Origin of the sequence: Aequorivita marisscotiae (assembly GCF_029814825.1) — a bacterium.
Classification (GTDB): domain Bacteria; phylum Bacteroidota; class Bacteroidia; order Flavobacteriales; family Flavobacteriaceae; genus Aequorivita; species Aequorivita marisscotiae.
The window spans coordinates 2018785-2045780 of sequence record NZ_CP122379.1; the positions used below are offsets into that span (position 1 = coordinate 2018785).

Annotated in this window: 22 protein-coding genes; 16 read left to right on the forward strand and 6 right to left on the reverse strand. The window is 36.1% G+C overall.

Annotated elements, in window-relative coordinates; genetic code table 11:
• The first annotated feature begins 19 nt into the window (after positions 1–19).
• The 5 genes from QCQ61_RS09110 (at position 20) to QCQ61_RS09130 (ending at position 7023) form a co-directional block, all read left to right on the forward strand.
• Complete coding sequence (locus QCQ61_RS09110; RefSeq protein WP_279447329.1) at positions 20–652, forward strand: FMN-binding negative transcriptional regulator; 633 nt, start codon at positions 20–22, stop codon at positions 650–652.
• Positions 649–1215 carry a DUF998 domain-containing protein gene (locus QCQ61_RS09115; RefSeq protein WP_279447330.1) on the forward strand — a complete coding sequence of 189 codons (567 nt, stop codon included), beginning with the start codon at positions 649–651 and terminating at the stop codon, positions 1213–1215. The genes QCQ61_RS09110 and QCQ61_RS09115 overlap by 4 nt, the downstream gene beginning before the upstream one ends.
• 226 nt (positions 1216–1441) lie before the next feature.
• The gene (locus QCQ61_RS09120) at positions 1442–2950 is read left to right on the forward strand and encodes a serine hydrolase domain-containing protein (RefSeq protein ID WP_279447331.1); all 1509 of its coding nucleotides are present in this window, start codon (positions 1442–1444) and stop codon (positions 2948–2950) included.
• 283 nt (positions 2951–3233) lie between these two features.
• On the forward strand, positions 3234–6539 hold the full coding sequence (locus tag QCQ61_RS09125) for a cytochrome c biogenesis protein (RefSeq protein ID WP_279447332.1): 3306 nt from the start codon (positions 3234–3236) through the stop codon (positions 6537–6539).
• 28 nt (positions 6540–6567) lie between these two features.
• Positions 6568–7023, forward strand: a complete 456-nt coding sequence (locus tag QCQ61_RS09130) for a DinB family protein (protein WP_279447333.1) — start codon at positions 6568–6570, stop codon at positions 7021–7023.
• 165 nt (positions 7024–7188) lie between these two features.
• On the opposite strand, the gene folE is transcribed toward QCQ61_RS09130, so the two are convergent.
• The gene (gene folE / locus QCQ61_RS09135; RefSeq protein WP_279447335.1) at positions 7189–7833 is read right to left on the reverse strand and encodes a GTP cyclohydrolase I FolE; all 645 of its coding nucleotides are present in this window, start codon (positions 7831–7833) and stop codon (positions 7189–7191) included.
• A gap of 141 nt (positions 7834–7974) precedes the next feature.
• Here folE and QCQ61_RS09140 point away from each other — a divergent pair, with 141 nt between their 5' ends.
• The 7 genes from QCQ61_RS09140 to QCQ61_RS09170 all read left to right on the forward strand — a co-directional run bounded on the left by QCQ61_RS09140 (position 7975) and on the right by QCQ61_RS09170 (position 15907).
• Complete coding sequence (locus tag QCQ61_RS09140; RefSeq protein WP_279447336.1) at positions 7975–8646, forward strand: RNA polymerase sigma factor; 672 nt, start codon at positions 7975–7977, stop codon at positions 8644–8646.
• 129 nt (positions 8647–8775) lie between these two features.
• Entirely contained in the window at positions 8776–11136 is a 2361-nt protein-coding gene (locus tag QCQ61_RS09145; RefSeq protein ID WP_279447337.1) for a TonB-dependent receptor, read from the forward strand.
• 45 nt (positions 11137–11181) lie between these two features.
• A complete protein-coding gene (locus QCQ61_RS09150) occupies positions 11182–12432 on the forward strand; it encodes a PepSY-associated TM helix domain-containing protein (protein ID WP_279447338.1) in 1251 nt (416 codons plus the stop codon).
• 294 nt (positions 12433–12726) lie between these two features.
• Complete coding sequence (locus QCQ61_RS09155) at positions 12727–13455, forward strand: phosphatase PAP2 family protein (RefSeq protein ID WP_279447339.1); 729 nt, start codon at positions 12727–12729, stop codon at positions 13453–13455.
• A gap of 207 nt (positions 13456–13662) precedes the next feature.
• Positions 13663–14370 (forward strand): SanA/YdcF family protein, encoded by a 708-nt coding sequence (locus tag QCQ61_RS09160; RefSeq protein WP_279447340.1) that lies wholly within the window; start codon positions 13663–13665, stop codon positions 14368–14370.
• Complete coding sequence (locus QCQ61_RS09165; RefSeq protein ID WP_279447341.1) at positions 14360–14935, forward strand: pentapeptide repeat-containing protein; 576 nt, start codon at positions 14360–14362, stop codon at positions 14933–14935. The genes QCQ61_RS09160 and QCQ61_RS09165 overlap by 11 nt, the downstream gene beginning before the upstream one ends.
• 597 nt (positions 14936–15532) lie before the next feature.
• A complete protein-coding gene (locus tag QCQ61_RS09170; protein WP_279447342.1) occupies positions 15533–15907 on the forward strand; it encodes a GreA/GreB family elongation factor in 375 nt (124 codons plus the stop codon).
• Positions 15908–16003: 96 nt separating this feature from the next.
• On the opposite strand, the gene QCQ61_RS09175 is transcribed toward QCQ61_RS09170, so the two are convergent.
• Together QCQ61_RS09175 and QCQ61_RS09180 are read right to left on the reverse strand one after the other, a co-directional pair.
• Positions 16004–17614 (reverse strand): T9SS type A sorting domain-containing protein, encoded by a 1611-nt coding sequence (locus QCQ61_RS09175; RefSeq protein ID WP_279447343.1) that lies wholly within the window; start codon positions 17612–17614, stop codon positions 16004–16006.
• Positions 17615–17633: 19 nt separating this feature from the next.
• A complete protein-coding gene (locus QCQ61_RS09180; RefSeq protein WP_279447344.1) occupies positions 17634–19022 on the reverse strand; it encodes an Ig-like domain-containing protein in 1389 nt (462 codons plus the stop codon).
• Between the two features lie 305 nt (positions 19023–19327).
• Between QCQ61_RS09180 and uvrB the strand changes: the two genes are divergently transcribed.
• Positions 19328–21325 carry an excinuclease ABC subunit UvrB gene (uvrB, locus tag QCQ61_RS09185; RefSeq protein ID WP_279447345.1) on the forward strand — a complete coding sequence of 666 codons (1998 nt, stop codon included), beginning with the start codon at positions 19328–19330 and terminating at the stop codon, positions 21323–21325.
• A gap of 77 nt (positions 21326–21402) precedes the next feature.
• A complete protein-coding gene (locus QCQ61_RS09190; protein ID WP_279447346.1) occupies positions 21403–22005 on the forward strand; it encodes a hypothetical protein in 603 nt (200 codons plus the stop codon).
• 106 nt (positions 22006–22111) lie between these two features.
• Here QCQ61_RS09190 and QCQ61_RS09195 read toward each other — a convergent pair whose 3' ends face one another.
• The gene (locus QCQ61_RS09195; protein WP_279447347.1) at positions 22112–23638 is read right to left on the reverse strand and encodes a GH3 family acyl-acid amido synthetase; all 1527 of its coding nucleotides are present in this window, start codon (positions 23636–23638) and stop codon (positions 22112–22114) included.
• Positions 23639–23751: 113 nt separating this feature from the next.
• Here QCQ61_RS09195 and rluF point away from each other — a divergent pair, with 113 nt between their 5' ends.
• Complete coding sequence (gene rluF / locus QCQ61_RS09200) at positions 23752–24606, forward strand: 23S rRNA pseudouridine(2604) synthase RluF (RefSeq protein ID WP_279447348.1); 855 nt, start codon at positions 23752–23754, stop codon at positions 24604–24606.
• Positions 24607–24678: 72 nt separating this feature from the next.
• Here the strand turns inward: rluF and QCQ61_RS09205 are convergent, their stop codons facing one another.
• Complete coding sequence (locus QCQ61_RS09205) at positions 24679–25113, reverse strand: Hsp20/alpha crystallin family protein (RefSeq protein ID WP_279447349.1); 435 nt, start codon at positions 25111–25113, stop codon at positions 24679–24681.
• A gap of 205 nt (positions 25114–25318) precedes the next feature.
• On the opposite strand from QCQ61_RS09205, the gene QCQ61_RS09210 reads away from it, so the two are divergent.
• The gene (locus tag QCQ61_RS09210) at positions 25319–26593 is read left to right on the forward strand and encodes a DUF2254 domain-containing protein (protein WP_279447350.1); all 1275 of its coding nucleotides are present in this window, start codon (positions 25319–25321) and stop codon (positions 26591–26593) included.
• On the opposite strand, the gene QCQ61_RS09215 is transcribed toward QCQ61_RS09210, so the two are convergent.
• Positions 26590–26985, reverse strand: a complete 396-nt coding sequence (locus QCQ61_RS09215) for a TerB family tellurite resistance protein (RefSeq protein WP_279447351.1) — start codon at positions 26983–26985, stop codon at positions 26590–26592. The two genes, QCQ61_RS09210 and QCQ61_RS09215, sit on opposite strands and share 4 nt — an antisense overlap.
• Between the last annotated feature and the right edge of the window lie 11 nt (positions 26986–26996).

Sequence of the window (26996 nt, forward strand, 5' to 3'; positions counted from 1 at the left end):
AGTCTAAAACGAAAACAAAATGCACATCCCCAATTATTTTAAAAACGAAAATTTAGAAGAGGTTAAAAACTTCCTGATTCAAAATAGTTTTGGGATTTTGATAAACCGGACGGAGGAAAGATTGACCGGAACCCATATTCCAATGGAAATCGATAAAAATGAATATGGAGAAGATGTACTGGTGGGGCATGTTTCAAAAGCGAATCCGCAATGGGAAAATTTTAATGACAAAGAGGAAATACTAGCAATTTTTAACGGGCCACACGCCTACGTTTCTTCTTCTTGGTACGAAAAAGAAAATGTTCCTACTTGGAATTATATTGCAGTACACGTTTACGGGGAAATCAGAATTATTGAAGGCGATGAATTATTAGATTCTTTAAGGAAATTAGTAAACAAGCACGAAAGGAATTCTGAAAATCCAGTTTCTGTAGAAAACATGTCAAGTGAAACGCTTAAACAAATAAATGGAATCGTTGGGTTTAGTATAAAAATAAATGAAATTCAAGCCGCCTATAAACTTTCGCAAAACAGAAACCAAACTGATTATCACACTATCATTGAAAAGCTCGAAAAAAATGGAAACCCTATTTCAGATGAAGTTGTGACTGAAATGAAAAAAAAATCAATTAACTGTAAATTAAGGCGATGAACTATTTAATAAAACAAGCAAAATTTATTCCTTTATTATTCTTTGTTCCAGTCACTATAGCCGGGTTTTTAGTCCCAGGTTACAGCATGATAAAACAACAAGGAAGCGAAATTACATTGACAACCTATAAAACCGCAATTTTTATTTTAGAAAGCGGGGCGCTTTTGTCGGGCTTATCCGGTATTTTATTGGCTTTGGGAATTATGCTTAAATACAAGAGGTTCTATCTCTCAAGCGTAATATTAATTGTATTTAGTATTTCCATGATGTCTAATGGATTGTTCCCTATGGGTAGTCCAATGCACGGATTTTATGGAATTGGTCTTTCACTTATGTTATTGCCATTTATTAGTTGTTATGAATTAAAAAATGAAATGGTAAGAAAGACCTTTTTTAAGATATCTATAATTTCTGGCTTTGTAATGTTCATATATTTCTGGTCAACGATCGTTGGTTTGGACCCTCAAGATTATCAGGGGTTAACACAAAGAATAGCAGCCATATTTATGTTTGGATGGATTGCATATTTGGCATACGAATTAGAGAAAAGCGTTTCGATGTAACTTAGATATTGCATAGAACGAGTCATTGGAAATTCAAGCCGCCTATAAACTTTCCCAAAACAGAAACCAACCTGATTATCACACTATCATAAAAAAGCTCGAAAGCACAGGATATCCTAACCCAAAAGGAGTAACTGAAGAAATGAAAAAAAAAATCAAATAACTATAATTTTAAAATCAAAAACTGTAACCAATTTAAAATTTTTATTGCCTTATCTATAAAATAATGAAAGAAATAAATCGAAGTATCAGACCACATTTTTTAATACTTTTTATGCTTTTTGCATTTTCTTGCAAGACAGGAATACATTCTACATTTCAAAACACAAGCAAATTCCAAGAAGAACATCCCAACTTTTCATCAAAATTTGAAAACCAAGTAAAAGACATCTACAAAGAAAAAGAATTGTATGGAGATTTTATTTTTGCTGTAGTTGATGAAAATGGATTGGCTTATTCATTTGCTCTCAACAGAGATATTCTAAATGGAAAAGTATCATCTCTTGACAATAATTCCCCTATTTATATTGCATCTAGCACAAAAGCATTTACAGGAACGCTACTCAAAATATTAGAACAGAAAAAGATACTCGATTTAAACAAATCACTTAATGATTACCTGCCACAACTTGATTACAGTGACAGTATAGACACAAAGAAAATCACAATTAAAAGCCTTTTAAATCACACTCACGGCACATTTAGCACAAGTATGACGTGGAAAACAGCTTTTTTGGGTTATAGCGGTAAAAATGAAGAATTAATCAACGATTTAAATACAGACTTTCTTTATGACCCATCAGGTAAATTTCGATATTCGAATGTTGGACCAATTATCGCAGCTATGGTCGTAGAAAATGTTGTAGGAAAAACCTGGAAAACAGAAATGAAAGACTATATTTTTAGACCATTAAAAATGGAAAACACTAGTGCGAATGTTAGTGATTACAACTTAAAAAACATTCGTCCATCACTTACCATTTCCGAAGAAAGAGGGATTATTGAAAAAGGTTTTTATAAAAAAGACATTACAATGCACGCAGCAGGCGGTATAATTTCAACTATAAATGACCTTTCAAAATGGTTAAGTGTAAATATTAGAGAAGACAAGATTTTGCTGAATAAAAATTCTTGGTCAGAACTTCACACTTCTACCACACCTCAAGACAAAGAGTATTTCAATTACAATCGCACTGGTTACAGTTTAGGTTGGGATATTGCTGAATATCAGAAAGAAAAGATATTAACACGTTTTGGAAACTTGGCGGGAATAAGTTTTCATATGTCATTTATGCCGAATAAAAAAATTGGAATTATTGCATTTTCAAATGATAACAGAGCATATCTATTGCCTCATCTAATGGCAGATTATGCTTACAATATAATAAATGGATTATCAGCAGACAGTATTTTCAAGAGTGAGAAACCAAAATTTGAAAAAGGTTTTGAAAGGGAGAATGAAATTTCATATCCTAAAGATTCACAACTTTTAACAGAAAGTAAGGTTGCGGACAAAATATTGGGTACCTATCAAAATACAGAAAATTGGCCAGCCATTTCCATTGACAAAAAAGATAATCATTACATTTTAAAGTGGGGAATTTTGGATGGAAACATCTATAAAAAAGAAGAAGGTAGTTACTTTAGTAATTTAGGTGTGCTAACAAGAGATTTTGAAATAAAAAATGATTCCCTTGTAAGTGGATCGCTAATTTTCAAAAAATCGGAGGAATAAAAACTGCATACAATTACTTCAACTACAGATTTAATAGACCCTTCAAAATAAATCTTGTAACCTTTTACTGCTAAAATCATCAAATATGAGGAACTTGACTTTCGCAGTCTTAAAACTCTATCCATTTTATTACCTCCTGTTTGCCATAGCCTTTAGGTTGTATTAATAGAGAAATGATGATCGCGAAAGTAATAAATTCGCATCGCGCTTAACGGATAAACAACTGCTCTTTTACATATTACGAGACACATATAAATTCGATGCTCACAAAACAAATTAACAAATGTCAAGTTTAAAAAAAATTCTATTCTCCACCCGTACCATGACGGTTCTTTTGCTGCTATATGGCATTTCCATGGCTGTGGCAACTTTTGTGGAAAATGATTTTGACACGCCCACCGCGAAAACACTAGTTTACAATGCAACTTGGTTCGAAATTTTAATGCTTTGGCTGATACTCTTATTTGTTGCAAATATTAAAACCTACAACCTTACAAGACGAGAAAAATGGCCAATACTGGTATTTCACTTGGCGTTTATTTTTATGTTTATTGGTGGCGCAATTACACGCTACGTCAGTTTTGAAGGGCAAATGCCGATAAAGGAAGGACAGACCACCAACGAAATTATCAGCGACCTCACTTATTTCAAACTCAATGTAAGTGATGGAAGTAAAATGCGGATTTATGACAAGAACTCATATATGATGTCTTATTTTAATTCCAAAGACACCAAATGGCCATTCAAAAGAACATTTGAACAAAATTATCGGTTTGACGACAAGGTTATTTCTTTAAAAACCCTAAACTATATTCCACTAGCCAAAGACTCGCTTCAAATAACCGAATCGGGAAAGAAGATGCTCAACATCGTAACCATAGGGGAAGGTGGTAGAGTGAATAATTATATTCCCGAAGGTGAAATCAAAAATATTGATGGTACAATGTTCAGTTTTAACAAACCGGATCAAGATGCGGTTCAACTAATGGAAAAGAATAGCGTTTTAATGCTTACCCTCCCAACAGATGGGCGATACATGTCTATGGAAGGGCAGCAAAAGGGCGTAGTAACTGATGCTACATTATTGGCGCAACAATCGGGAAATATTAAAGCGAATAAAACGGATACGCTGAATCACAGAACACTTTACACGGTAAGCAACACTAATTTTATTATTCCCGAAAGTGCTTTTAACGGAAAAATAGTTTATTACAAAGGCGACAAAAACAATCCGATGGACAAAAATCTTTTGGAAGTTATTCAGGTAGAATTAAAATCGGGCAATGAAATTGATACGCTATTGATAAAAGGTGGAAAAGGCGTTACCGAACTAAACAAAACTTTAAAAATTAATGGGCTAGATGTTTCTTTAGGATTTGGGTCGAAGATACTTAAAACGGAATTTGAATTGCGTTGCGACGACTTTCTTTTAGAGCGTTATCCAGGTTCAAATAATCCCTCATCTTATGAAAGTAAGATAACGGTAATTGATAAGGGATCAGAGAATCAGCACCATGTATTTATGAATAACGTTATGGATTATCGTGGATATCGGTTTTTTCAAGCGAGTTATTTTCCAGATGAAAGCGGCACAATTCTGTCTGTAAACGCCGATTGGTGGGGAACAAGAGTAACCTATTTTGGATATTTCCTTTTATTTTTAGGAATGTTTTTTACACTTTTTTGGAAAGGCACTCATTTCTGGAGTTTAAATAATACACTAAAGAAAATGCATAAAAAAAATAGCTCCCTTCTGTTTTTTTTATTCTTCTTCGGAATAGGTCTTGCTACAACGCCTAGCTTTTCACAGGATTACACAGGGAAAATTGCAGATACTACGTTGCAGCCGAAACAAAAAATTGGTCCCGATGCTCAATTTGCATCCCGTGAAGCATTAGGTTCTAATCGAATAATTAATTTAAAACATGCAGAAAAATTTGGACGTCTTTTAGTGCAGGATTTTCAAGGACGAATTAAGCCTGTTAATACCCATTCGTTAGAGTTGCTCAGAAAAATCTACAAAAAGGACACTTATAAAAAACACAAGATCACTATAACTCCTGAACAATGGTTTATTTCTATGCAAATAGATCCGGGATTTTGGGCAAATGAACCTATTATAAAAGTAGGTTTAAAAGGAGGAGAAAAGCTCTTAAGAGAAACCGGAGCCAATGCGGCGGGATATACCACATATACCAATCTCGTAAATCCAAGTACAGGGGTTTATAAATTAGACGCACAAAATAACGCATCTTTTAGCAAACGAAAGGCCGACCAATCTAAATATGACAAGGCGGTGATAGCGGTTACGGAACGCTTTAATATTTTTAGTAACATCGCATTTGGGTATTACACCAATATTATTCCTGTAAAAAACGATCCACGACAAACTTGGAGAAGCTGGATTTATAGTACGGAGGAAAACGCCGTTACCATAGACGAAAACGCCTATAGCCTATTAACCCCCTATTTTGAAGGTGTAAAAAAAGGTTTAAAATCCGGCAATTGGAGTAAAGCCAATAACAGTATTGAAACTATAAGCAAATTTCAGCAAGTTTGGGGAAAAGCTATTGTACCGTCGCCATCAAAAGTTAATTTGGAAATTATTTACAATCGTATAAATATATTTTTTTGGCTGATGATAGGGTACAGCATTTTAGGTGTATTTATGATTATACTCGGATTTGCTGAGGTATTTTCTTCGGAAACAAAATATAATAATTTTATTCGCCTCTTAACCAAAATACTGCTGGGAATAATGGTTTTTGCCTTGACCATTCAAGTGATTGCCTTAAGCATTCGCTGGTATCTTTCCGGGCATGCTCCTTGGAGCAACGGTTATGAGGCGATTGTATTTATTTCGGCAATTGGAGTGCTTTCTGGCTTGCTTCTCTATAGAAATAGAAATGCTTTTATACCTGCCGCTGGAGCTTTGGTAGCCATGATAATGATGGGATTTGCCCACGGCGGATCTATGTTAGATCCTCAAATTACCCCGCTGGAACCAGTGTTAAAATCGTACTGGCTTATGGTTCACGTGGGTATCATTACCTCCAGTTATGGCTTCTTTGGACTCTCGGCCGTATTAAGCGCCATTGCCTTAACACTATTGAGCGCTAAACCTACCCAAAAAATTAAACGTGCGATAAAAGAATTAACTATTGTGAATGAAATGGCTTTGACCGTGGGAATTTTTGCCCTCGCTGTAGGTACTTTTTTAGGCGGAATGTGGGCAAACGAGAGCTGGGGACGATATTGGAGCTGGGATCCCAAAGAAACGTGGGCTTTTATTTCGGTTATATTTTATGCCGTGGTTCTCCATTTGCGATTAGTTCCAAAACTTAGGGGAAAACTCATCTTTAATGTTGCGAGCCTTTGGGCTATATGGTCTATTATATTTACTTATTTCGGAGTGAATTACTATCTGTCCGGATTACATTCATATGCTGCTGGCGACCCCATGCCAATTCCGGCTTGGATTTATAGTACGGCTGCGGGGATGCTCATATTATCTTTAGTGGCTTATTTCAGAAATAAAGCAAATACGAAAACAAAAATCAGTAAAGCACCACGGAAAAGCTTAGGGTAAATAAATCAAAGAATTAAAACAATAGAATATGAACACTTCATTTAAAATTTGGAAGAAAAATAGAGAGCAATTGTTGGCATACTTCAACAATTATTCCTTGGAACAATTAAATAAGATTCCGTCGGGGTTCAGTAATAATTTAATTTGGAATATCGGACATGTAATTGTTGTACAACAAGCGCTAGTTTATAAAGGTTCGGGTTTAGAAGGTTACGTTTCGGAAGAATTATTCAAATTATATATGCCAGGAACAAAACCCACGGGAAATACGTCACAACAGGAAGTTGATGATCTTAAAGGGCTCTTAATGCTTCTTTTAGAAAAAACAGAAGCTGATTTTCGGAATGGAAAATTTGTAACCTATAATGAAAGAAAGGTTGGTGAAGGATTTATTTTGTCATCATTTGAAGATGCACACCAATTCAATAATTATCACGAAGGGATGCACTTCGGATATATGATGAACATAAGAAAATTTGTGTAACCTATTTCCGATTGAGGTTGGGTTGTAAATACGCGAAAGGACTATTTAAACGCGAGTTAAAATTTTAAGCACTTAAACCCCAACCTTTGGTAAAAACTTGATAAGACGAATGCAACCAGTATAGATGCGGACTTCATTTTTTTTCGTTACAAACAATTGTAGAAACTATTTTTGAATCGAATTCAAAAACCTATTTTTCATTTTATTCTTCGCAAATTTTCCACCAAAAAAAGTGGTTGAGGTTATACTGTTGTTGTCTTTAACCCCGCGCGAAGCTACACATAAGTGATTGGCTTCAATATAAATGGCAATATCGTCAGTTTGTAAAAGCTCCTTAAATTTTTCACCAATTTCCATAGTAAGTCGCTCTTGTATTTGGGGTTTACTGGCAACAAATTGTACGATCCTATTAATTTTTGACAATCCTATTACCCGGTCCTTTGGAATATATGCCACGGCGGCTTTTCCAAAAAAAGGTACAAAATGATGCTCGCAATAAGAGTAAATTGTGATATGATCTACCAAGATCATTTCTTTATAATCGCTGGTGTTCTCAAAAAAAGAAACCTTTGGAGAATTGTTTTTATCCAATCCTTTAAAAACATCATTCACATACATTTTTGCCACCCTTTCTGGGGTTTTTTGCAAGCTTGGGTCAGCTAGGTCTAAACCCAACGTCTCCATTATTTTACCGAAATGGTATTTTATGGATTCCATTTTTTCTTTATTGCTGTCATCCTGAACGTCAATACATATTTTATTGTTCGGAAAGAATGCTGTTTCGATATTTTTTTCTCCGTTGATTTTCATGTCTTTACTATAATGTTCTATTGGTTTTTGTGAATTCTAAAAGTTAGCCCGTGCTGGTAACTTTTAGATGAAAACCCATGAAAAAGGTTACAAAACTGTAACCGAAATAGGCTATTAGCATCTAAATTAAAACAACCTCTTATGAAACTTAAAAACGTAGATCAAAAGGAACCTACAGAAGCATTGATAATAGAGAAAATTCTCGACGGACAAATTGAACTTTTTGAAATTTTAATGAGACGTTACAACGAATTGCTATATAGAACCATTAGAAGCTATATAAGTACAGAAAGCGATGCGGAAGACACTATGCAAGATACTTACATCAAGGCATTTCAGAAACTGTATCAGTTTAAAAATGAAGCAAAATTTTCAACTTGGCTCATCCGAATAGGAATAAACGAAGCACTGCAAAGAAAGCGTAAAGCGCAAAAACTTAGAACTATTGCCATACAGCAAGAAGACAGAGTGCTACAGATTGAAGATCGCACAATTATGGATCCTGAACGCAAAACTATGTATAAAGAATCGTCACATTTTATGGAAAAAGCGATAGATACGCTGCCCGAAAAATACAAAATCGTGTATATGCTAAAAGAAGTGGAAGGCATTGGTATTTCAGAAATTTCCAGCAGCTTAGATCTTACCAACAGCAACGTTAAGGTGCGCTTACACCGAGCCCGTATCATGCTTCGCGATTCAATATTGTCGCTTACAGATCATACCACTGTTTTTGATTTTGGCAATTCAAAATGCGATAAGATTGTTGCCAATGTAATGGACTATATTTTTAACCTGAATCCGCAACATTAAAAGGACATTGTTAATAGCTACATACTTTTAATGAAAGAAGATATTATGGAGTCCGAGGATTCTGTATTGCATAAATCGAAATAAAATCATCATAAAATTATAGTAGTTACCTAATAAACATATAAGGCTATGAGTTTATTTTCCGATGAATTAAAACGTGTTATTATTTTTGGTTTCCTTATTGTCAACATTGTTAGCTATAGTCAGAAGACTTATACTGGAACTGTTTTAGATCAAAATGGACAGCCATTATCAGGAGTGGAAATTATGTTGGAAAAACACTCTTCTAAAGGAACTATAAGCGATTTCCACGGGAATTTTAAAATTAATTTAGAATCTGAAACCCTTGTTAAAATAACGCATTTAGGATATAAACCTGTACGCTTAACTCTTTCCAAAAAATTTACTACCATTATCCTTGAATTGGATTCCGAACTTTTGAATGAAGTTGTTATTTCTGCAAGCCGCGAGCAGCAAAATAGGCGCGATATTCCAGCTGCTATCAGCGTGCTAAGTCCAACTACTATTGAAAACACTAAAGCGGTAGAGCTGGAGCAGCTTGTTAATCAGGTGCCCGGGGTCTTTATGTCTGCATCTACCGTGGCGAGCAATGAAGAACATATGATGGCCGTTCGTTCACCAATTACTACCAAGGCGCTTTTTCTTTATTTGGAAGATGGTATTCCCATTAGGATAACGGCAGTATTTAACCACAATGCATTATTGGAAATGAACGGAACATCTTTCCAAAAAATAGAAGTTTTAAAAGGACCTTCATCTAGTATATATGGCAGCGATGCCATTGGAGGCAGTTTTAATTTTATAACGAAATCCCCAACTAAGGATTTCCGTTCAAGTGTAGGTTTTGAAATCAATGATATGGGCCTTAAACGTTACGAGCTCGAAATGTCTCAATACACCACTGAAGACTTTGGGTTTTATATTGGGGGACATTATGTAGAAAGAAAAAACGGACCAATGGCGCACAGCGATTATGAAAAATTTGCGCTCACCTTTAAAACGGTCCATCACGTTAGTAAGACAACATCTTGGAGCAATGTTATTGATTTAATCGATTATCGCTCAGATTCCAATGGCGATTTGAGTACTGTAGATTATGAAAATGGAAACTATGAAAGCGATCAGACTTTTACCGAAAGAGTAGCTAAAAGTTTTCGCTTCAGAAGTACGCTCACTAAAACATGGTCTTCAAAAAATAAAACAAACTTCAACTTTATATTTAGAAATAATGTACTTGGCCAAATACCCTTCTATCGGATAACGCAATTTAAAGATGATGGCCAGTTAACTGGTGAAGCAATAGGTGAAATAAACTCAGATCGGTTTAGGAGCATAGTTGGCTTGATACAGCATAAATTGGATTTCGATTTTAAAGAATCTACCCTTATTATCGGAGCGTCCTTGGATTTTACCCCGCAGGAATACACTGCTAACCCAATTGATATAATTGTGGACACAGAAACTGGACAGAACTTAGATTATCAATTAAACCCAGACAAGTTTATATTGAATTATACCGCTGATATTAACAATTTTGCGGGTTATTTGCAATACGAAATCTCCCCAGTAAACGCTTTAAAAATAACTACAGCTTTACGTTACGATAAGTTTGAATACAATTACAACAATCTAATTGAAAGCAGCGCTGGAGCAAAGGACACCTATTCAACATACAATCATTTTTCCCCGAAATTTGGTGTAAACTATAATATCTCTAATGCCTTTGGCACATACGCCAGCTACTCAAACGGATTTACACCACCCCAAGCATCAGATCTTTACCGCAATAATTTTGTGGAAACGGGAGGTAATGTTTTTAAACTTAAACCGAGTACATACCACAATTTTGAAGTTGGAGGATATTATCAACCAAGCGTTAAGTTTAAATTTGATTTGTCGTTATACCTTTTAAATGGTGAGAATACATTGGTTAGTTTACGGGATGACAGCGACAATTTTTTTAACGCTAATATAGGGTCAACCCAATCGATGGGAATTGAATACGGTTTTAAATATCAATTTCTCCCTCAGTTTTCTATAGCACATAATGGTAGTTTCGCCTCCCATCGCTACATTGATTTTTTTGATCGTGGCGTAAACTATTCGCACACTGACATGGCCGCTGCACCAAAAATCTTAGGTCAATCTCGCCTGAATTACACCCCAACATACTTTAAAGGATTTTCAATTGGGCTGGAATACGAAGTTGTTGGTGGCTACAATACCAGTTTTGAAGGACAGGCAATTACAAATCAAAATTTACCGACCACTGCAACCTATCCCGGTCATCACGTTTTTAATTTGACTGCCTTGTTCAGAACTAAAAAAATTGAGCTATGGGGGCATTTATTAAATGTTTTTGACACTCTTTATGCAGTCCGCTCAAGCTATAATGTATTTCGGAAGGAGAACACATTTACAGTAGGTAGTCCGCGTGCCTTTCACTTTGGTATTAAATATCATTTTTAACGTTGGGCTTAATAAAAATGAGGTTTAACCACCTTGAAATTTTTTATGAAAAAGAACCTTAAATTACACCAATGGTTGATGAAATGGCATTTTATTTCAGGAGTAATTATTCTCCCATTTGTCTTGATACTATCAGTTACCGGATTTATATATCTTTTCAAGAATACCTATGAAAGCCCACAGATTAGTGATTATCGGAACTTAGATGTAAAAAATGAGCGCCTCACTTTTCAGGAGCAATGGGAAATTGCCGGAAGAAATAGTAGTGTTAAACCACATTCCGTAATTCTTTCTGGTAAAACAGATGAAGCAACTGAATTTATTTCAGGAAAATTCGCAAATGTGTCTCATCTATTTGTTAATCCATATAATGGAGCCATCACTGGTGAATTTATCGAAAATGAAAGCCCAATGGGGGAAGTTCGTAATATGCACGGATCGTTGTTTCTGGGTGTTTGGGGTGGCAGAATTATAGAGCTTGTTGGCTGCTGGTTATTCGTAATGCTGCTAACGGGAATTTACATTTGGTGGCCAGTTAAGAAATGGAGTGTATTTGGTTTTTTTATTCCGAGAATAAAGCGAGGGAGGCGTACGTTTTTCAGGGATATTCATGCAATTTCAGGTTTTTGGATTTCAATCTTACTCGTAATGATTCTGGCTGGAGGATTACCTTGGACGGAAGTTTTCGGAAATAATTTTAAAAAGCTCCAAAAAATCACGAACACGGGTTATCCTGCTACTTGGGACGGACAAGGACTGCAATCGTGGCCTACTAAAAATGCAATGTCGCTTGATGAAATGATTCTAGTTGCAAAAAAATACCCGCTACTAGGAACAGTGAGTTTGCGTTTTCCCAAAGGTAAAGATGGAATATTTAGTGTTTCAAATACATATTACAAGAATCTAAACGCCCAAAAAGTTATCCATTTTGATCAGTATTCTGGCAGGGTGCTAGCCCTCCATAAATGGTCGGATGTGGGATTTTTAATGCGAGGTAGAATGTGGTTAATGGCCTTCCATCAAGGTCAACTAGGAGCTTGGAACTTTCTACTTATTGCTTGTACCGCTTCCCTGTTGTTTATTATGAGTCTTGCGGCTATCATTTCATATCTATTGCGAAAACCGAAGGGAAAGCTACAGGTTCCTAATGTGCCTTCCAATTTCCACCCTGGGAAATATATTTTCTTAAGTATTGTAATTTTAGGGCTTATACTCCCTTTATTTGGATTGAGCGTATTGCTAATTGCCTTACTTAGCAGATTGCCATTAAGAAAAAAACAAGCTAAAAATTCTTGATTTCTTTTGGGTGCATTCATAAATATACTTAAACTTTGGTCGTGGTAATCGGTATTAAATACGATGTGTGAAAGCTTAAAGCTAAATGACTAAAATTATTATTTCTAAAAATTTTATGATGCTATATTATTTATACTGCAAAAATTAAACATTGTCAATTATAAGTAATTTAGAAGTTTAAAGGACAATTGCGGCTTATGAAATATATTTCAGACAATATTTTCTATAATTTTTCACATAAAAACTAAGGCTACAATTAAGAATGCCATTATCTTTAGGGTTTTTCAAAATAATATGAGGCAAACCCTTTTTGAATTTATTGTGAAACTGGGAGCTTTCCTAAGACACACCTTTAGGAAAGATAATCCAAAGCTTCCGTATATTCTTATAGTGTTGGCAGCGTTAATTTTAGTAATTGCTGGAACGAGTATTTTTATTGAATTAACCGAAACATTAAAGGAAGAGGAATTAGATCTTTTTGATCAACAAATTGCAGAATTTGTAATTTCATTTCGTTCAGATACACTAACTAAGTACTTTGTTTTTATAACGAATATAGGTGATTTATACGGCTATATTATAATGCTTATACTTGCAATTATAGCCTCCGTTTTATACTTTAAAAACTGGAAGTATATTCTTCAAACTGTTTTTGTTTTACTGTTGGCTTCAATCTCTAATGTAATGTTAAAGCGCTTGGTAGATCGAGCACGCCCAGGTGGTGAACATTTGGTGGTTGTAGAAACCTTGAGCTACCCCAGTGGGCACGCTATGAGCGCCATGGCCTTTTATGGTTTTTTAATTTATTTATTCTCCAGATTTAAAATAAATAGATGGCTTAAATACCTTATTATCGCCGTATTGATAACCATGATTTTAAGCATAGGCCTTAGCCGAATTTATCTCGGCGTCCATTTTCCCTCCGACGTTGCCGGTGGATATATTGCAGGGTTAATTTGGGTGTTTTTCTGTATTTTGCTTTTTAATCTCGCCGAAGTATTTAGAAGAGATCCAAAAGTGTAATCTGTAAATACGTCTCTAAAAATTAAACCCTCCCCGTAGGATTCCCGTGCCTACTAAAACCTTCAATATTTTGTCTAAAATACACGTTCAGATAGTAAGGGTTCCTTAGCTTTGTACTGCAAGAGGGGAGGGCTTATATTATTTTAGTCATAGCTATTCTAGCAAGGCTTAACCACAACGTCAATAGATTTTTGAGATAGCATTACAATGATCAAAAAACGAATATTACAATTATTAGGCTTAGGCGTTTTTGGAATGCTGCTGTTAATCTTCATTTCAAATTATACCATTGCGAAAACAACCGAAAACAAAACATTTTCGAATGTTTCAACTATACAAAAAAATAGAGTTGGGCTATTATTGGGTACAGCCAAATACTACAAAGAAGGTGGGATAAACCTATATTTTCAATATAGAATTGATGCCGCTGTGGCATTGTATAACAACAACAAAATTGATTTTATTTTGGTGAGTGGCGATAATAGAACGCTAAACTATAATGAACCTATAACCTTTAAAAAGGAATTAATTAAACGGGGAATCCCCGAAGAGATAATTTTTTTAGACTATGCAGGTTTCCGAACTTTAGACTCTGTAGTGCGCGCCAATGCAATTTTTGGACAAACCGAAATCACCATTATTTCGCAACAGTTTCACAATGAAAGAGCTATTTATATTGCCGAAAAAAAAGGAATCAACGCCATTGGGTTTAATGCCCGGGATGTTGATGGTGCTAATGGCATCAAGGTAAAATTGCGCGAATACTTTGCGCGAACTAAAGCTTTTTTAGATATAATATTTCACGTTGAACCTAAATTTTACGGAGAATCCATTGAAATTAAAAGAGTAAAAAAAGTAGATACAATACTAAAAGTAGATAGTCTTGAAATAAAGCAAGCTGAAAATGAACTTTAAGTATATAGACGAACAGACGTTCGCACATATTAATTATGCCGAAAAACGATTGGAAATTGCCGAATATGAATATTGCACTTTTAACAATTGTAATTTTTCAAACAGTTTGCTCTCCGAAATCAAGTTTTCGGAATGTGAGTTTATTCAGTGCAATTTCAGCAATGCTAATTTGGCAAACGCTTCTTTTCAGGATGTAAAGTTTGCAAATTGCAAAATGCTCGGTTTGCAATTTGAAGCATGCAGTCAATTTGGTTTCGCCGCAACTTTTCAGAGCTGCCAATTAGATCATTCAATTTTCTTTAAAGTGAAATTGAACAGAAGCAACTTCTTAAATTCGCAATTAAAAGGGGTAGATTTTAGCGAAGCAGATTTAAAAAAATCGAAACTCATTGGCTGTAACTTGCAAGATGCAACTTTTCAAAATACAATTCTGGAGTTGGCAGATTTCCGAAACGCGACTAATTATTCCATAGATCCCGAACAAAACCGAATAAAAGCAGCAAAATTTTCGATGCCAGATGTTGTAGGGCTTTTGGATAAATATCTGCTTAAAATTGAAAACTGATTTTTTCGAAACTACTTTTTACAGAAAAATTTTAATTGCCCTTAAAATCCTACTTCTTTCTAAAACACTGAGTTTTTATAGTGAAACTGATTTCCATTTTTAAGAACTTTAGTACCCGCGGCCGTATAAAACCATAAATATAGTTTGATTTCATTTCGGCATCTATCGCTTTGTTTCCTCGATTATCAGAAACTGAATATTGCGTACTTGTAAATTCAAATAAATCGCTAAGATTTAATACGCTTTGTAGCTTTAAAATTGTAAAGACTAATTAGAATGATTATCTTTGTAACTAACTAATTTTAACGCATATGGCAGCGATTTACTTTCTAAATACCAAAAAAAATCCTTCGGGGTTAGCGCTGTCATTATCTTATCTGCACGACGATATTTTTTTAAAAAATTCCAAAGAGTTTATTGATTAATCCCTGTTTCGACTCAGAACAGGGCTACTCATTATTATTCTTAAAATTTAATCTGTTTTCTTCTTAACACTACTGTACCATTTACAAAAAGCAGCTCAATATATTGTGCGCTATTTTGAATGATTGAGTCACAACTACGCAGTATGGAGAAGAGAATTTAAAAAAATATACTATGTCAAAAAATGTAATTTTAACAACCGGAATATACGACATGATTAAAGATCATGTTCGACGAAATAAAGTAACCAAACAAGAAGAAGAACTTTTAGTTCTAGAATTAAAAGACGCCGAACAGGTTTATAGACGAGACCTGCCAAATGATATTGTTACAGTTAATCGACGTGTAAAAATTAAAGATCATACGGTAAACAAAGAAAAGGAATATATGTTTGTGTCCTCTAATAAAGCAAATAATAAAAAAGGGAAAACGTCTATTTTATGCGATGTTGCCGTTGCCACAGTTGGGAGGCAGGTAGGCGATATAATAAATTGGCCCTTTAAGGATGGAGAAAGAAAACTGGAAATTTTAAAGGTTGAAAATATTTAACCTTCAAGAAAAAGGGCCTTTGCTGTAAAAATGCATAGGCCCTTTTTTAATTGCTTACTTGGCCACGCGGCTAAAAATACACAACTTCATTAGCCTTTACTTTCTAATAAACCGCTGTGATTTTGAATGGTTGTTGTCGTAAATTTTTAAAATATACTTTCCCGTTGCCAAATTTGAAACGTCAATAGTATTTAAATCTACTTTGGCAGCCATTACTTTTTTCCCTTGAACATCATAAATCGTAAATGCTGGATTTGTAAAATGGTTTAAATCACCGAGGTTTAAAATATCTTGGGTTGGATTGGGATATAGAATAAGAGGGTTCGCCAAGTTTTCGTTTAAACCTAAAACTGTAGATCCTTCCACCACAGAAAGCACCTGATCTACTGCAACATCTTCTAGAATATCCACAATTCCCGATGGCCATGAAATGGTTATATTGCTAATGGTTGTATTTGTTCCCAAACCAAAATGGGTATTCAGGGTGCTCATATATTTAAAACCTTCACCACTTCGCACTTCTCGAATTTGCGTCCCCATATCCGATGAAATTGTTACACGGGCGCCAATACCGTTTATATTGCTCTCTACTCCTATAGTGTTTATGGTTATCCAATGGTTTGCGTTAGCGTTGTTGTAGTAAACGTTGCCACCCGTAAACGAGTCGATAAAGCCGTCGTTGTTTAAATCGCCAAAAGATCCGTTGTTATTTGGAAGCGCTAACGGGACTAACGTAAAGGTTAGATCGCCATTGTTTAAAAGTATATTTCCATTGGAAGCGATATCTACATACCCATCGTTATTAAAATCGTAACTACAGTTTTCAATTCCTGTAATCGTTAAAGCGTGTATTCCTGTAGTAGCAGAAATATCGGTAAACGTACCGTCGCCATTATTTCTATTTATTTTATGGGTAAAATTACTGTCGCTACTTCCTACGAAAACATCTAAAAAGCCGTCGTTGTCAAAATCGGCCCACGTAGCAGACCAAGTTTGCATCTCGTCTTTTAATCCAGTAGCATCACCCACTTCAATAAAGTTGCCAGCACCATCGTTTTGATAAATTTGATTTTCACTTCTTTCATTTACATCTCCATTTACGTTGCATTTTGCAATAAACACATCCATATCGCCATCGTTGTCATAATCTATCCAAACAGAACCGTAATTTCCTCCCGTGGGATAATCACCAATATCTCCTTGGTGAAAGGTGAACGTTCCGTCACCGTTGTTAATATAGTAAACACTCGGCGCCACGTCGTGACAAACAAATGCGTCTAAATGCCCGTCGTTATTAATATCAACAAAATTAGAACGCTGCGAGAAAACATATTCCGGAAACGATATTTCTTCATAGGAGGTCCCGTTATTCTTAGCCTTCATAAATGTAACGCCATTTGCACCACCGTAAAGTAAATCGGCAAATCCGTTCTTGTCAAAATCTGCGGCAGCAAGACTCCACGAAGGGGTGTTGGCAACAGGGGGAGTAGCTATATTTGTTTCTATAAAACTACCGTCTGTTTGCTGATAGTGAATTTGAATATTGGTAGCAGTCACCGAAACCAAATCGTCTAGAAAATCGCCATTCATATCAACGGCGGCTCGTTCAGCACCCGTGGTTGAAATTGGAACAGCAGTAAATGATACCTGTGCATTTACGGCTCCGGTTAAAGCGAAGAATAATAATAGCATAATAATTTTTTTCATCTAAAATAATATTTAATGGTTAGTCGCAAGGTTCTGTGAGTGAGTTTATCCATTCTTCTAACACTGGCAGAAATGCTTCATCCGCCAGCGAACGCCCAATCATGGGCATGGCATATTCCTCTAAGGTAGTTGCTACCCTAAAATACAATATTGAGTTACTAGCATCGCCCGGGGTTATAAGTTTTGCACCGTCGTATCCCGGAACTTGAAGATCCGGATCTGTACATACACCTAAGTTGTCGTGATCGTGACTTTCTCTAAACGCCAATCGCAACGACCGTGCTCCGCAATGTCCTCCAACAATATGGCAGTGGGCGCAATTCATATCAAAATACGAGCGCACTCGGGTTTCCAAACTTTGGGAGATATCCTTCCAACTCGGTACGGTTTCAATTGTAGTGGGCAGATTGGTATTTGAAAGGTATCCTATTTCCTTCCATTTTTCAAGTTGATTTTCAATCCCGTCTGCATATTCATAAATAGCATTTAAATTTTGGGGTTTTGGACCAATAGGAAAAATTATATCGTTGAATTTATGGCAAATAAAACATTCCAAATCTGAAGGTATTCGGTAATTAACCCACTTGGTTTCTCCGTTTTCTACCCACTCTACCGGCACATTAAAACCATAACCTGTGGTGTTGAGGAAAGCTTCCTCTTGAGCCTCATCCCAAATATAATTTGCAAAAATCCAACCGTCATCCTTTTTAATTAATACTCGGGTTTCTATATTTTTTGTGGTATTATCGGGTAAAACATTTTCGTAATAGAAGGTTTTTATCAACGCACTACCCGTTGGAAAATCTAAAACATCGCCATCGCTAACATAAGTAGCCTGTACATTATAGGGCATCCAAACAAAACGTTTTTTATGAGCGTAATCTGAAAACAAAGCATTTATTGGTTCATAAGGCAAAACACCATAAACAGGAGATAATTCGGCTAAGTTTCCTTCAAAAAAATTATAATCAGAAAGTTTATCAAAAGGAACCGTACTAATATCAAAGTTTACTGGCGAAAACGGCAAAACCTGTATGGTAACTGTGGCTGTGGCGCAACTCTGACCGGTAGGATCGCAAACTGTATATTCAAAAGAAACCTCACCTTCAAAAGTTTCGTCGGGGGTGTATTGCAGGGTGTCGTCCAAAATTGTTGCGGGGGTGCCATTGTTGTTGATTATTACTAGTCCACTTTGAGGTGCAGTAAGTGAAATTTCACCATCCTTTGGAATATTGCTGTCGTTGTTTAACATGGCAATCGTTACTGAAGAATTTTGAAAAACTTCCCCAATATCTGCGTTGGCAGTAATATTTAAAGGAATGTAATCTGAATTTTCATCATCCTTACAGGCATTAAAAATCACGAGTAAAAAAAGGAATATACTAATTCGAAAGACATCAAATTTCATAAACGGTTTGGGGTAAATTATTAGTAATAGATAATTGTAAAAAAAAATAAACTTAAGAAAATTTTATGATTTATGGATACAATTGTTAATATTTTGAGAAATTAAAGAAAACGCAAACTAAGTCATCTTATGTGTAATTTGGAAATATCGGGTATTACGCCAGCAAACGTTGTAAAATTGTTTATGCCTTTGGCAACAATTTTGATAAAGAGCCATTGATTTGCGTTTACGTTTATAGCACGGTTTATAATGCATACCGCTCACCGCTATTTTTCGTACTTTTGTAACCTATTGAAAAAGAAAATATGAACTTTAAAATTGCCTCAGAATTTAAGCCTACGGGCGATCAACCCACGGCTATAAAATCCTTGGTGGACGGCCTTGTTTCAGGCGAACAATATCAAACCCTTCTGGGGGTTACCGGCTCTGGAAAAACTTTTACTGTGGCCAATGTGGTGCAGGAGGTGCAAAAGCCTACCTTGGTTTTAGCTCACAATAAAACGCTGGCAGCACAATTGTATACAGAGTTTAAAAATCTATTTCCCGAAAATGCGGTGGAGTATTTTGTGTCGTATTACGATTACTATCAACCTGAAGCTTTTATTCCGAGTAGTGGTACTTATATTGAAAAGGATCTTTCAATTAACGAGGAAATTGAAAAAATGCGTCTTAGTACAACTTCTTCCTTGCTTTCGGGTAGGAGGGATGTTATTGTGGTTTCTTCTGTTTCCTGCCTATACGGTATCGGAAACCCTGTTGAATTTCAAAAAAACGTAATTAAGTTAGAAAAGGGACAAACTATTTCGCGAACCAAATTATTACATCGGTTGGTTCAGAGCCTCTATTCACGGACAGAAGCAGAGTTTAATCACGGTCGTTTTCGCATAAAAGGCGACACGGTAGATGTGTATCCAGGGTATGCAGACGACGCTTTCAGAATTCATTTTTTTGGAGATGAAATAGAAGAAATTGAAGTGTTTGATCCACTTAATAATAATATAAAGGCTAAATACGACCGACTCAATATTTATCCGGCAAATATGTTTGTAACCTCCCCCGATGTGCTGCAAGGGGCGATACGCAATATTCAAGATGACTTGGTTTTACAGATAGAATATTTTAAAGAAATAGGAAAGCATCTGGAGGCAAAACGTCTTGAAGAACGTACCAATTTTGATCTCGAAATGATTCGTGAACTAGGCTACTGTAGCGGTATTGAAAACTATTCGCGCTATCTGGATCAACGCTTGCCGGGTACACGTCCGTTTTGCTTATTGGATTATTTTCCGAACGATTATTTAATGGTTGTTGATGAAAGCCACGTGTCCATTCCACAGGTTAGCGCTATGTACGGCGGTGACCGTTCGCGAAAGGAAAACTTGGTAGATTACGGGTTCCGATTGCCCGCAGCAATGGATAACCGACCGCTAAAATTTGAAGAATTTGAAGCCTTGCAAAACCAAGTTATCTATGTAAGTGCAACCCCCGCAGATTACGAATTGGAAAAAAGCGGCGGAGTGTACGTAGAACAAATAATAAGACCAACAGGATTGCTGGATCCTCCGATTGAAGTGCGCCCAAGTTTAAATCAAATTGACGATTTATTGGAAGAAATACAGCTTCGAATTGAAAAAGACGAACGTATTTTGGTTACTACCTTAACCAAGAGAATGGCGGAAGAATTGACAAAGTATTTAGAAAGAGTGCAAATTAGAACGCGTTATATTCACAGTGACGTAGATACGCTAGAACGTGTGGAAATTATGCAGGATCTGCGGCTCGGATTATTTGATGTTTTGGTCGGGGTGAATTTATTGCGCGAAGGATTGGATTTACCCGAGGTTTCATTGGTTGCAATTCTGGATGCCGATAAAGAAGGATTTTTAAGAAGCAACCGTTCGTTAACCCAAACAGTAGGCCGTGCAGCGCGGAATTTAAACGGAAAAGCAATTATGTACGCCGATAAAATTACCGCGAGCATGCAGGCTACAATTGATGGCACCCAATACCGAAGAGAAAAACAGATTGCCTATAATAAAGAACACGGAATTACACCAACGGCGATTAAAAAATCTTTTGAAAACTCCCTGACAAAAGCCAAACAAGCTGCCTACACCTTTGAAACTGCCGAAACGCTAGCTGCAGAATCTGAAGTAGAATACCTTACGCAAGCACAGATTGAGAAAAAAATACGCGATACCCGCAAAGCGATGGAAAATGCTGCTAAAGAGCTTGATTTTATGATGGCCGCAAAACTTCGGGATAAAATAAAAACATATCAAAAACAATTGGAAACACTTTAAAATCATATCTAAAGAACCCAAACTTTACAATGCTCTTAACGTCTTTCATAAAACCTATTTTGTACTTTTCCCTTTCTATGGCTACAGCACAAAGCATTAATTTAGAGAATAAAATTATTCCTGCAGATATTAAAAGCGAAGTAATTGAGGCATTAACCTTTTATCCGGAACTCTACGATACCGCAATTGAATTTAAGTATAAAACAAACATTAAAAAATCTACCATGCAGGCGCAGCCTCGGTTTACAAGTTTTTTTAAAAGTAAGGAAAACAGAGAGTACATTATTTTAATTAGCCGAAGCATTCAAATAGAAGGTGAAATCTTTACAATGGATGATATTCCATCTGATGTTAAAGTTGGGTGGCTTGGTCACGAACTCGGACATTTAATGGATTACAGTGCACGCACAAATTTTGGAATGATCATTTTCGGAATAAAATATCTTTTCTCTTCTGCCCATATCAAGGAAGTGGAACGCACTGCAGATACCTATGCGATTGCCCACGGTATGGGCGATTATATTTTAAAAACTAAAAATTTTATATTAGATAACGCCAATCTATCCGAAAAATACAAAGAGCGAATTCGAAGATTATATATTTCCCCAGAAGAAGTAATGGAGCTCATCAATGAAAACAAAGTTGAGGACGATCCCGAAATAGTTGGTAAAGACGATTAGTTATACATAATAGTTAATCATTGCAAAAGGCTGCGACTCCATTCAGGATACCCAAATTTACTAATCGGCAATTCGTAATGGGTTAATTTGCAGTTTTTTCTTGGTCTTACCCAATTTGCGTTTTTACAAAATCTTCCCAAGTGGCAAATTTTTCTTCATCCATTACTTTTTCCATCTTTACTTGGCCGCCTTTCTTTTTGTTCTTGGCATTCCATTCGTGAAATATTTCGGGATTTATTGTAGTAACCTTAACGCCCTTTAATGCTTTGGAACGAGCGACGGAATAATTTTTATTCGCTTCTTTTAATGCACTATCCAAAGCTTCGGCTATTTTTTCTGCGCTAATTTTAGTTTCCGTGCCCAAATACCAATGGTGGTAAAATGCATCGTTAATTTTTACGGCGGCTAATGTGAATTCTGGGATTTCAATATCAAATTTTTCTTCCATTTCTCGTAAGGCTACCTCCATTTTATTCACTGAAAGCTGCGACCCCACTACATTTAAAAAGAATTTTGTACGTCCGGTAATTTTAATTTCGGCTTTTTCAACATCTGTAAAAGCTATAGTATCACCAATTAAATAGCGCCAGGCGCCAGATACCGTACTAATTATTAAAACATAATCTACTCCGGTTTCAACTTCAGAAAGGGTAAGAGCGGGAGCATCCTGCCAAAGCGATCCGTCTTCATTAATATATTCTGGTTTAAAGGGCACAAATTCAAAGTAAATTCCATTGTCGGTAACTAATTTCATTGAAGTGGTTCCAGGTCTATTTTGAAATGCTAAAAATCCCTCCGAAGCCAAATACGTATCAATTACAGTAATGGGATGCGCCAATAATTGATTGAAACTCTTTTCGTACGGCTGAAATGCAACGCCTCCCGAAGTATAAACCTGCAAGTTTGGCCAGATTTCGTGTATGTTCTTTGCATTGTGATAATCAATTACTTCTTTCATCATTAACTCCATCCACGAGGGAATACCGCTTAACGCACCAATATCCCAATTGCGAGCGTTTTTCGCAATAGTTGCAACCTTTTGGTCCCAGTCATCCATTTGTGCAATTTCCTCGCCCGGTTTGTAATATCCGCGGAACCAAAACGGAATGTTGCTAGCGCTTATTCCGCTAATTTCACCTTCCAAAAATTGATCCTGTTCCTCCAAATCTGTGCTGCTGCCGAGCATCATTATTTCCTTTTCAAAAAAATCTGAAGGAATTTCAAAATTCGTCAAAGCCCCAACTTGCTTTATACCCGTTGTGCGAATTGCTTCAATCATTTCGGTTGTAACGGGTATTTTTTTTGAAGTTTTACCTGTGGTGCCGCTGCTTCGTGCAAAATACTTGGGAGTTCCCGGCCAGCTAATATCTTTAAGTCCTTTCTGGGTTTTGCACCACCAGGCGCCTTCCATTTGGTGATAATCAAAATAAGGCACGTTACCGGCAAATGCTTCCTGCAAATCTTCGGATTCCAGAATTTTTTCGAAACCGTAATATTTTCCGAAAGCAGTGTCTTTTGCTTTTTCCAAAAGATTTTTTAAAACTTCGCGCTGGGATTCCACAGGAGATTTTTCAGAAATAATTGCCCCGCGAAGGTCTATTGCCGTTTTGATGATTGAACCGAGTATTGCCATTTTTTAAATTTGGTGGAAACTACAATAATTTGGAAAATTTGATGAAATAATTAATTCAAATTTAACCTTTTCCTTATGCGCTTCAATAATGGTATCTTTGCAAAAAAGAAGTGATGCACCACCCAGATTCTGTACGTTTAAATAAGGCAATAAGCGATAGTGGATACTGCTCCCGACGAGAGGCCGATACCCTAATTGATAACGGTAGAGTAACCATAAATGGCGAAAAAACTGGACTTGGCGATCGTGTAATGCCCGGAGATGAGGTACGCGTAGATGGAAAACTAATTACTAAAAATGATACCGAAGTTTTTATAATGTTGAATAAGCCCGTCGGGATAACCTGTACAACAGATACAAGATTTGACGATAATGTAATAGACTTTGTAAACCATCCCGAACGCATTTTTCCGGTGGGAAGATTAGATAAGCCCAGTGAAGGTTTGCTTTTATTGACCAATGATGGCGATATAGTAAACAAAATACTACGCGCCGGAAACGCACACGAAAAGGAATATATTGTAAAAGTAGATAGACCCGTTACCGATGAATTTATAGTACGAATGGGCGCCGGAATACCAATTTTAGACACCGTAACCAAGCGTTGTAAAGTTGAAAGGATTAGCAGATTCGAGTTCCGTATTTTTTTGGTACAAGGACTAAACAGGCAAATACGAAGAATGTGCGAATACTTAGGTTACGAGGTAGTTGCATTACAGCGAATAAGGATTATGAATTTGGTTTTAGGAAATTTACCCGTTGGCCAATGGCGCGATCTTACGGCAACGGAACTAAAAACTTTAAAGGAGGCCGTAAAGGATAGCGACGGACAACCAAAGATTTATAAAAAGGAAGATCGCCAAAAAGCTGCGGAAACAATAAAACCGGAAGTGAAACGCCGCGAAGAGCGCAAATTAAAGCGCGAACAAAGAAGTACGGGCGGTAGAAGAAGGCGAGGCCCAAATTAAGCCCATGAAAAAACCGCGCACCGATTGAGTAGCACGCGGTCAATTCAACTAACTAACCAAATTAAATTTCAATTATGAAATCTCAACCATTTTCTTAAATGCTTTCTTTTCTTCCAATTTTGGAAGCGTAATTTTTAAAACGCCATTTTCGTATTTGGCTTGAATATCTTCTATCTTAATCGTTTCTGGAAGCGTAAAAGAACGCTCAAAATTACTGTAATTAAACTCCCGTCTCGTATATCGAGTTTCGGTATCAGTCTCTTCCTTTGTTTCTATTGTCTTTGAAGAAACTTTTAGTGTATCTTCCTCAGCCTCAATAGTAAAGTTTTCTTTTTGAAAACCTGGAACAGCAATTTCTAGTACAAAATTCGTCAAATTTTCAATGATATTTACCGCGGGAATGCTAAATGTTTCATAATTATTATTAAAAACATCCAGTTTATTGTCAAAAAGTAAATTATCTAATATTCCGGGCAACCAAACGCCATCTTTATTAACTGTTTTCATAGTTATATTATTGTTTTTAATTTGTTATTTTTTTAATTCTTTTTTCAATAACAATTCCAAATATTTAAAAGCGACATTCTGACTGTAAATATGTAAAAAATCTGACGATGTGTCATTAACAATGAGGGCGAATGCAACATTAATTCATTTTTAAGAAATAGAGAACTTGGTTTCAGTACTTTTAAACCACTAATTGTTCCATTTTATGAAAAAGATCTTCGTTCGCATTTTCGACTTTTTTAATACGGTAGAAAGTAAAATTGCATTTTATCCAACCTTGCTGGCAATTACTGGATTTTTTGTTGCCGCCTTAATGATGTATTTGGAAGGGCAGGGCATTTCGAAAGAAATAATGGATGTGTTGCCTTTGTTGATGGTAGAGGATGGCGATACGGCCTTGTCGGTGCTGAGTGCCTGTCTTGGAGGGTTAATTTCGCTAATGGTCTTTAGCTTCTCCATGGTGATGTTACTGCTGAGCCAGGCGTCTAGTAATTACTCACCACGCCTGCTTCCGGGGCTAATTAGCGATAAACGCCATCAGTTTATTTTGGGGATTTATTTGGCGACAATTCTATATAATATTTTTACGCTATTTTCCATCGAGCCCAGTGAAGATAAATACACCCTTCCTGGATTTTCAGTGCTATTGGGTATTGTTATGACCATTATTTGTTTGGTGGCGTTTATTTATTTTATTCATAATATTTCACAGAGCATACAGATAAATAATATTCTAGATACCATTTTTGAAAGTGCCGAAATACGACTTAAAAAACTGATTAAATCGGAAGAAGACCAAAATAAAACCTTTCCCGATACTTCAAAATGGCATGCATATCCTGCCGGAAGTAGTGGCTATTTTCAAAATCTTTCAATAAATAATATCTTGCAAATTTGTGAAGAAGAAAAAACTAAGATATACATTACTATTCCCAAAGGATTATTTGTACTAAAAAACGCTACTTTCTTAAAATCTGAAAAACCTTTGGACGATAAGGTTGTAAAAGCATTTGTGTCGAATATTAGTTTTGCGCGCGGCGAATTAATTGAAGACAATTACACCTTGGCCTTTAAACAAATTACCGAAATAGCGGTTAAGGCAATGTCTCCGGGAATAAACGATCCGGGGACCGCTATTAACGCCATAGATTATTTAACAGATTTGTTTGCGCTGCGAATGCAAAAACAAGACAACGGAATTATTGTACACAACAAGAAAACAAACCTAAGGGTTGCCGTAGTAACTTTTAAAGAATTGCTCTTTAACGTAATGGCATCACTGCGGACGTATTGTAAGCACGACCCAATTATGGTTTCAAAATTATTGTGGATGCTAAAATATTTGCAAAACCAACCCGCGGCCGAAGTAAATTATCATACACAGGTTAGTGAAGAAATGGAAACCCTCTTAAAACAAGCCAAAGATTCCCTGGAAAGTGAAACGGATGTGGCGGCAATCGAAAAAATATACAAAGCCTAGTTGTAGTAAATTTTAAAAATGTTTAATAATTCTTCGGCGGGAAGCGTTTGTTCTTTAGACTGCTCCATTTTTCTTAATATTTGATCTGCTACTACAGGGCGAATGCCCATTTTAAGTCCGAAATTCTTTAGGGCTACCAATTCGGTGTGATGGGTTTCATTATCAATTTTCATCACCAAAATTAGTTTGTAAAAATGGGTGATACGTTCCACTTCGCTGTAAACGGCTTGAGATGGCGCTGGATCTTCAATAAGGTTGATTAATTCCTTATCCGAAATATTCATTCTCGTTGCCATTTTCTGGATAAATTGAATTTCAGAATTTTTAATTTTTCCATCTACCTTAATCATTTGTATTAAATCACTAAGAAGAGCTCGATCTTTATTCTCCATAATTTTTTAAT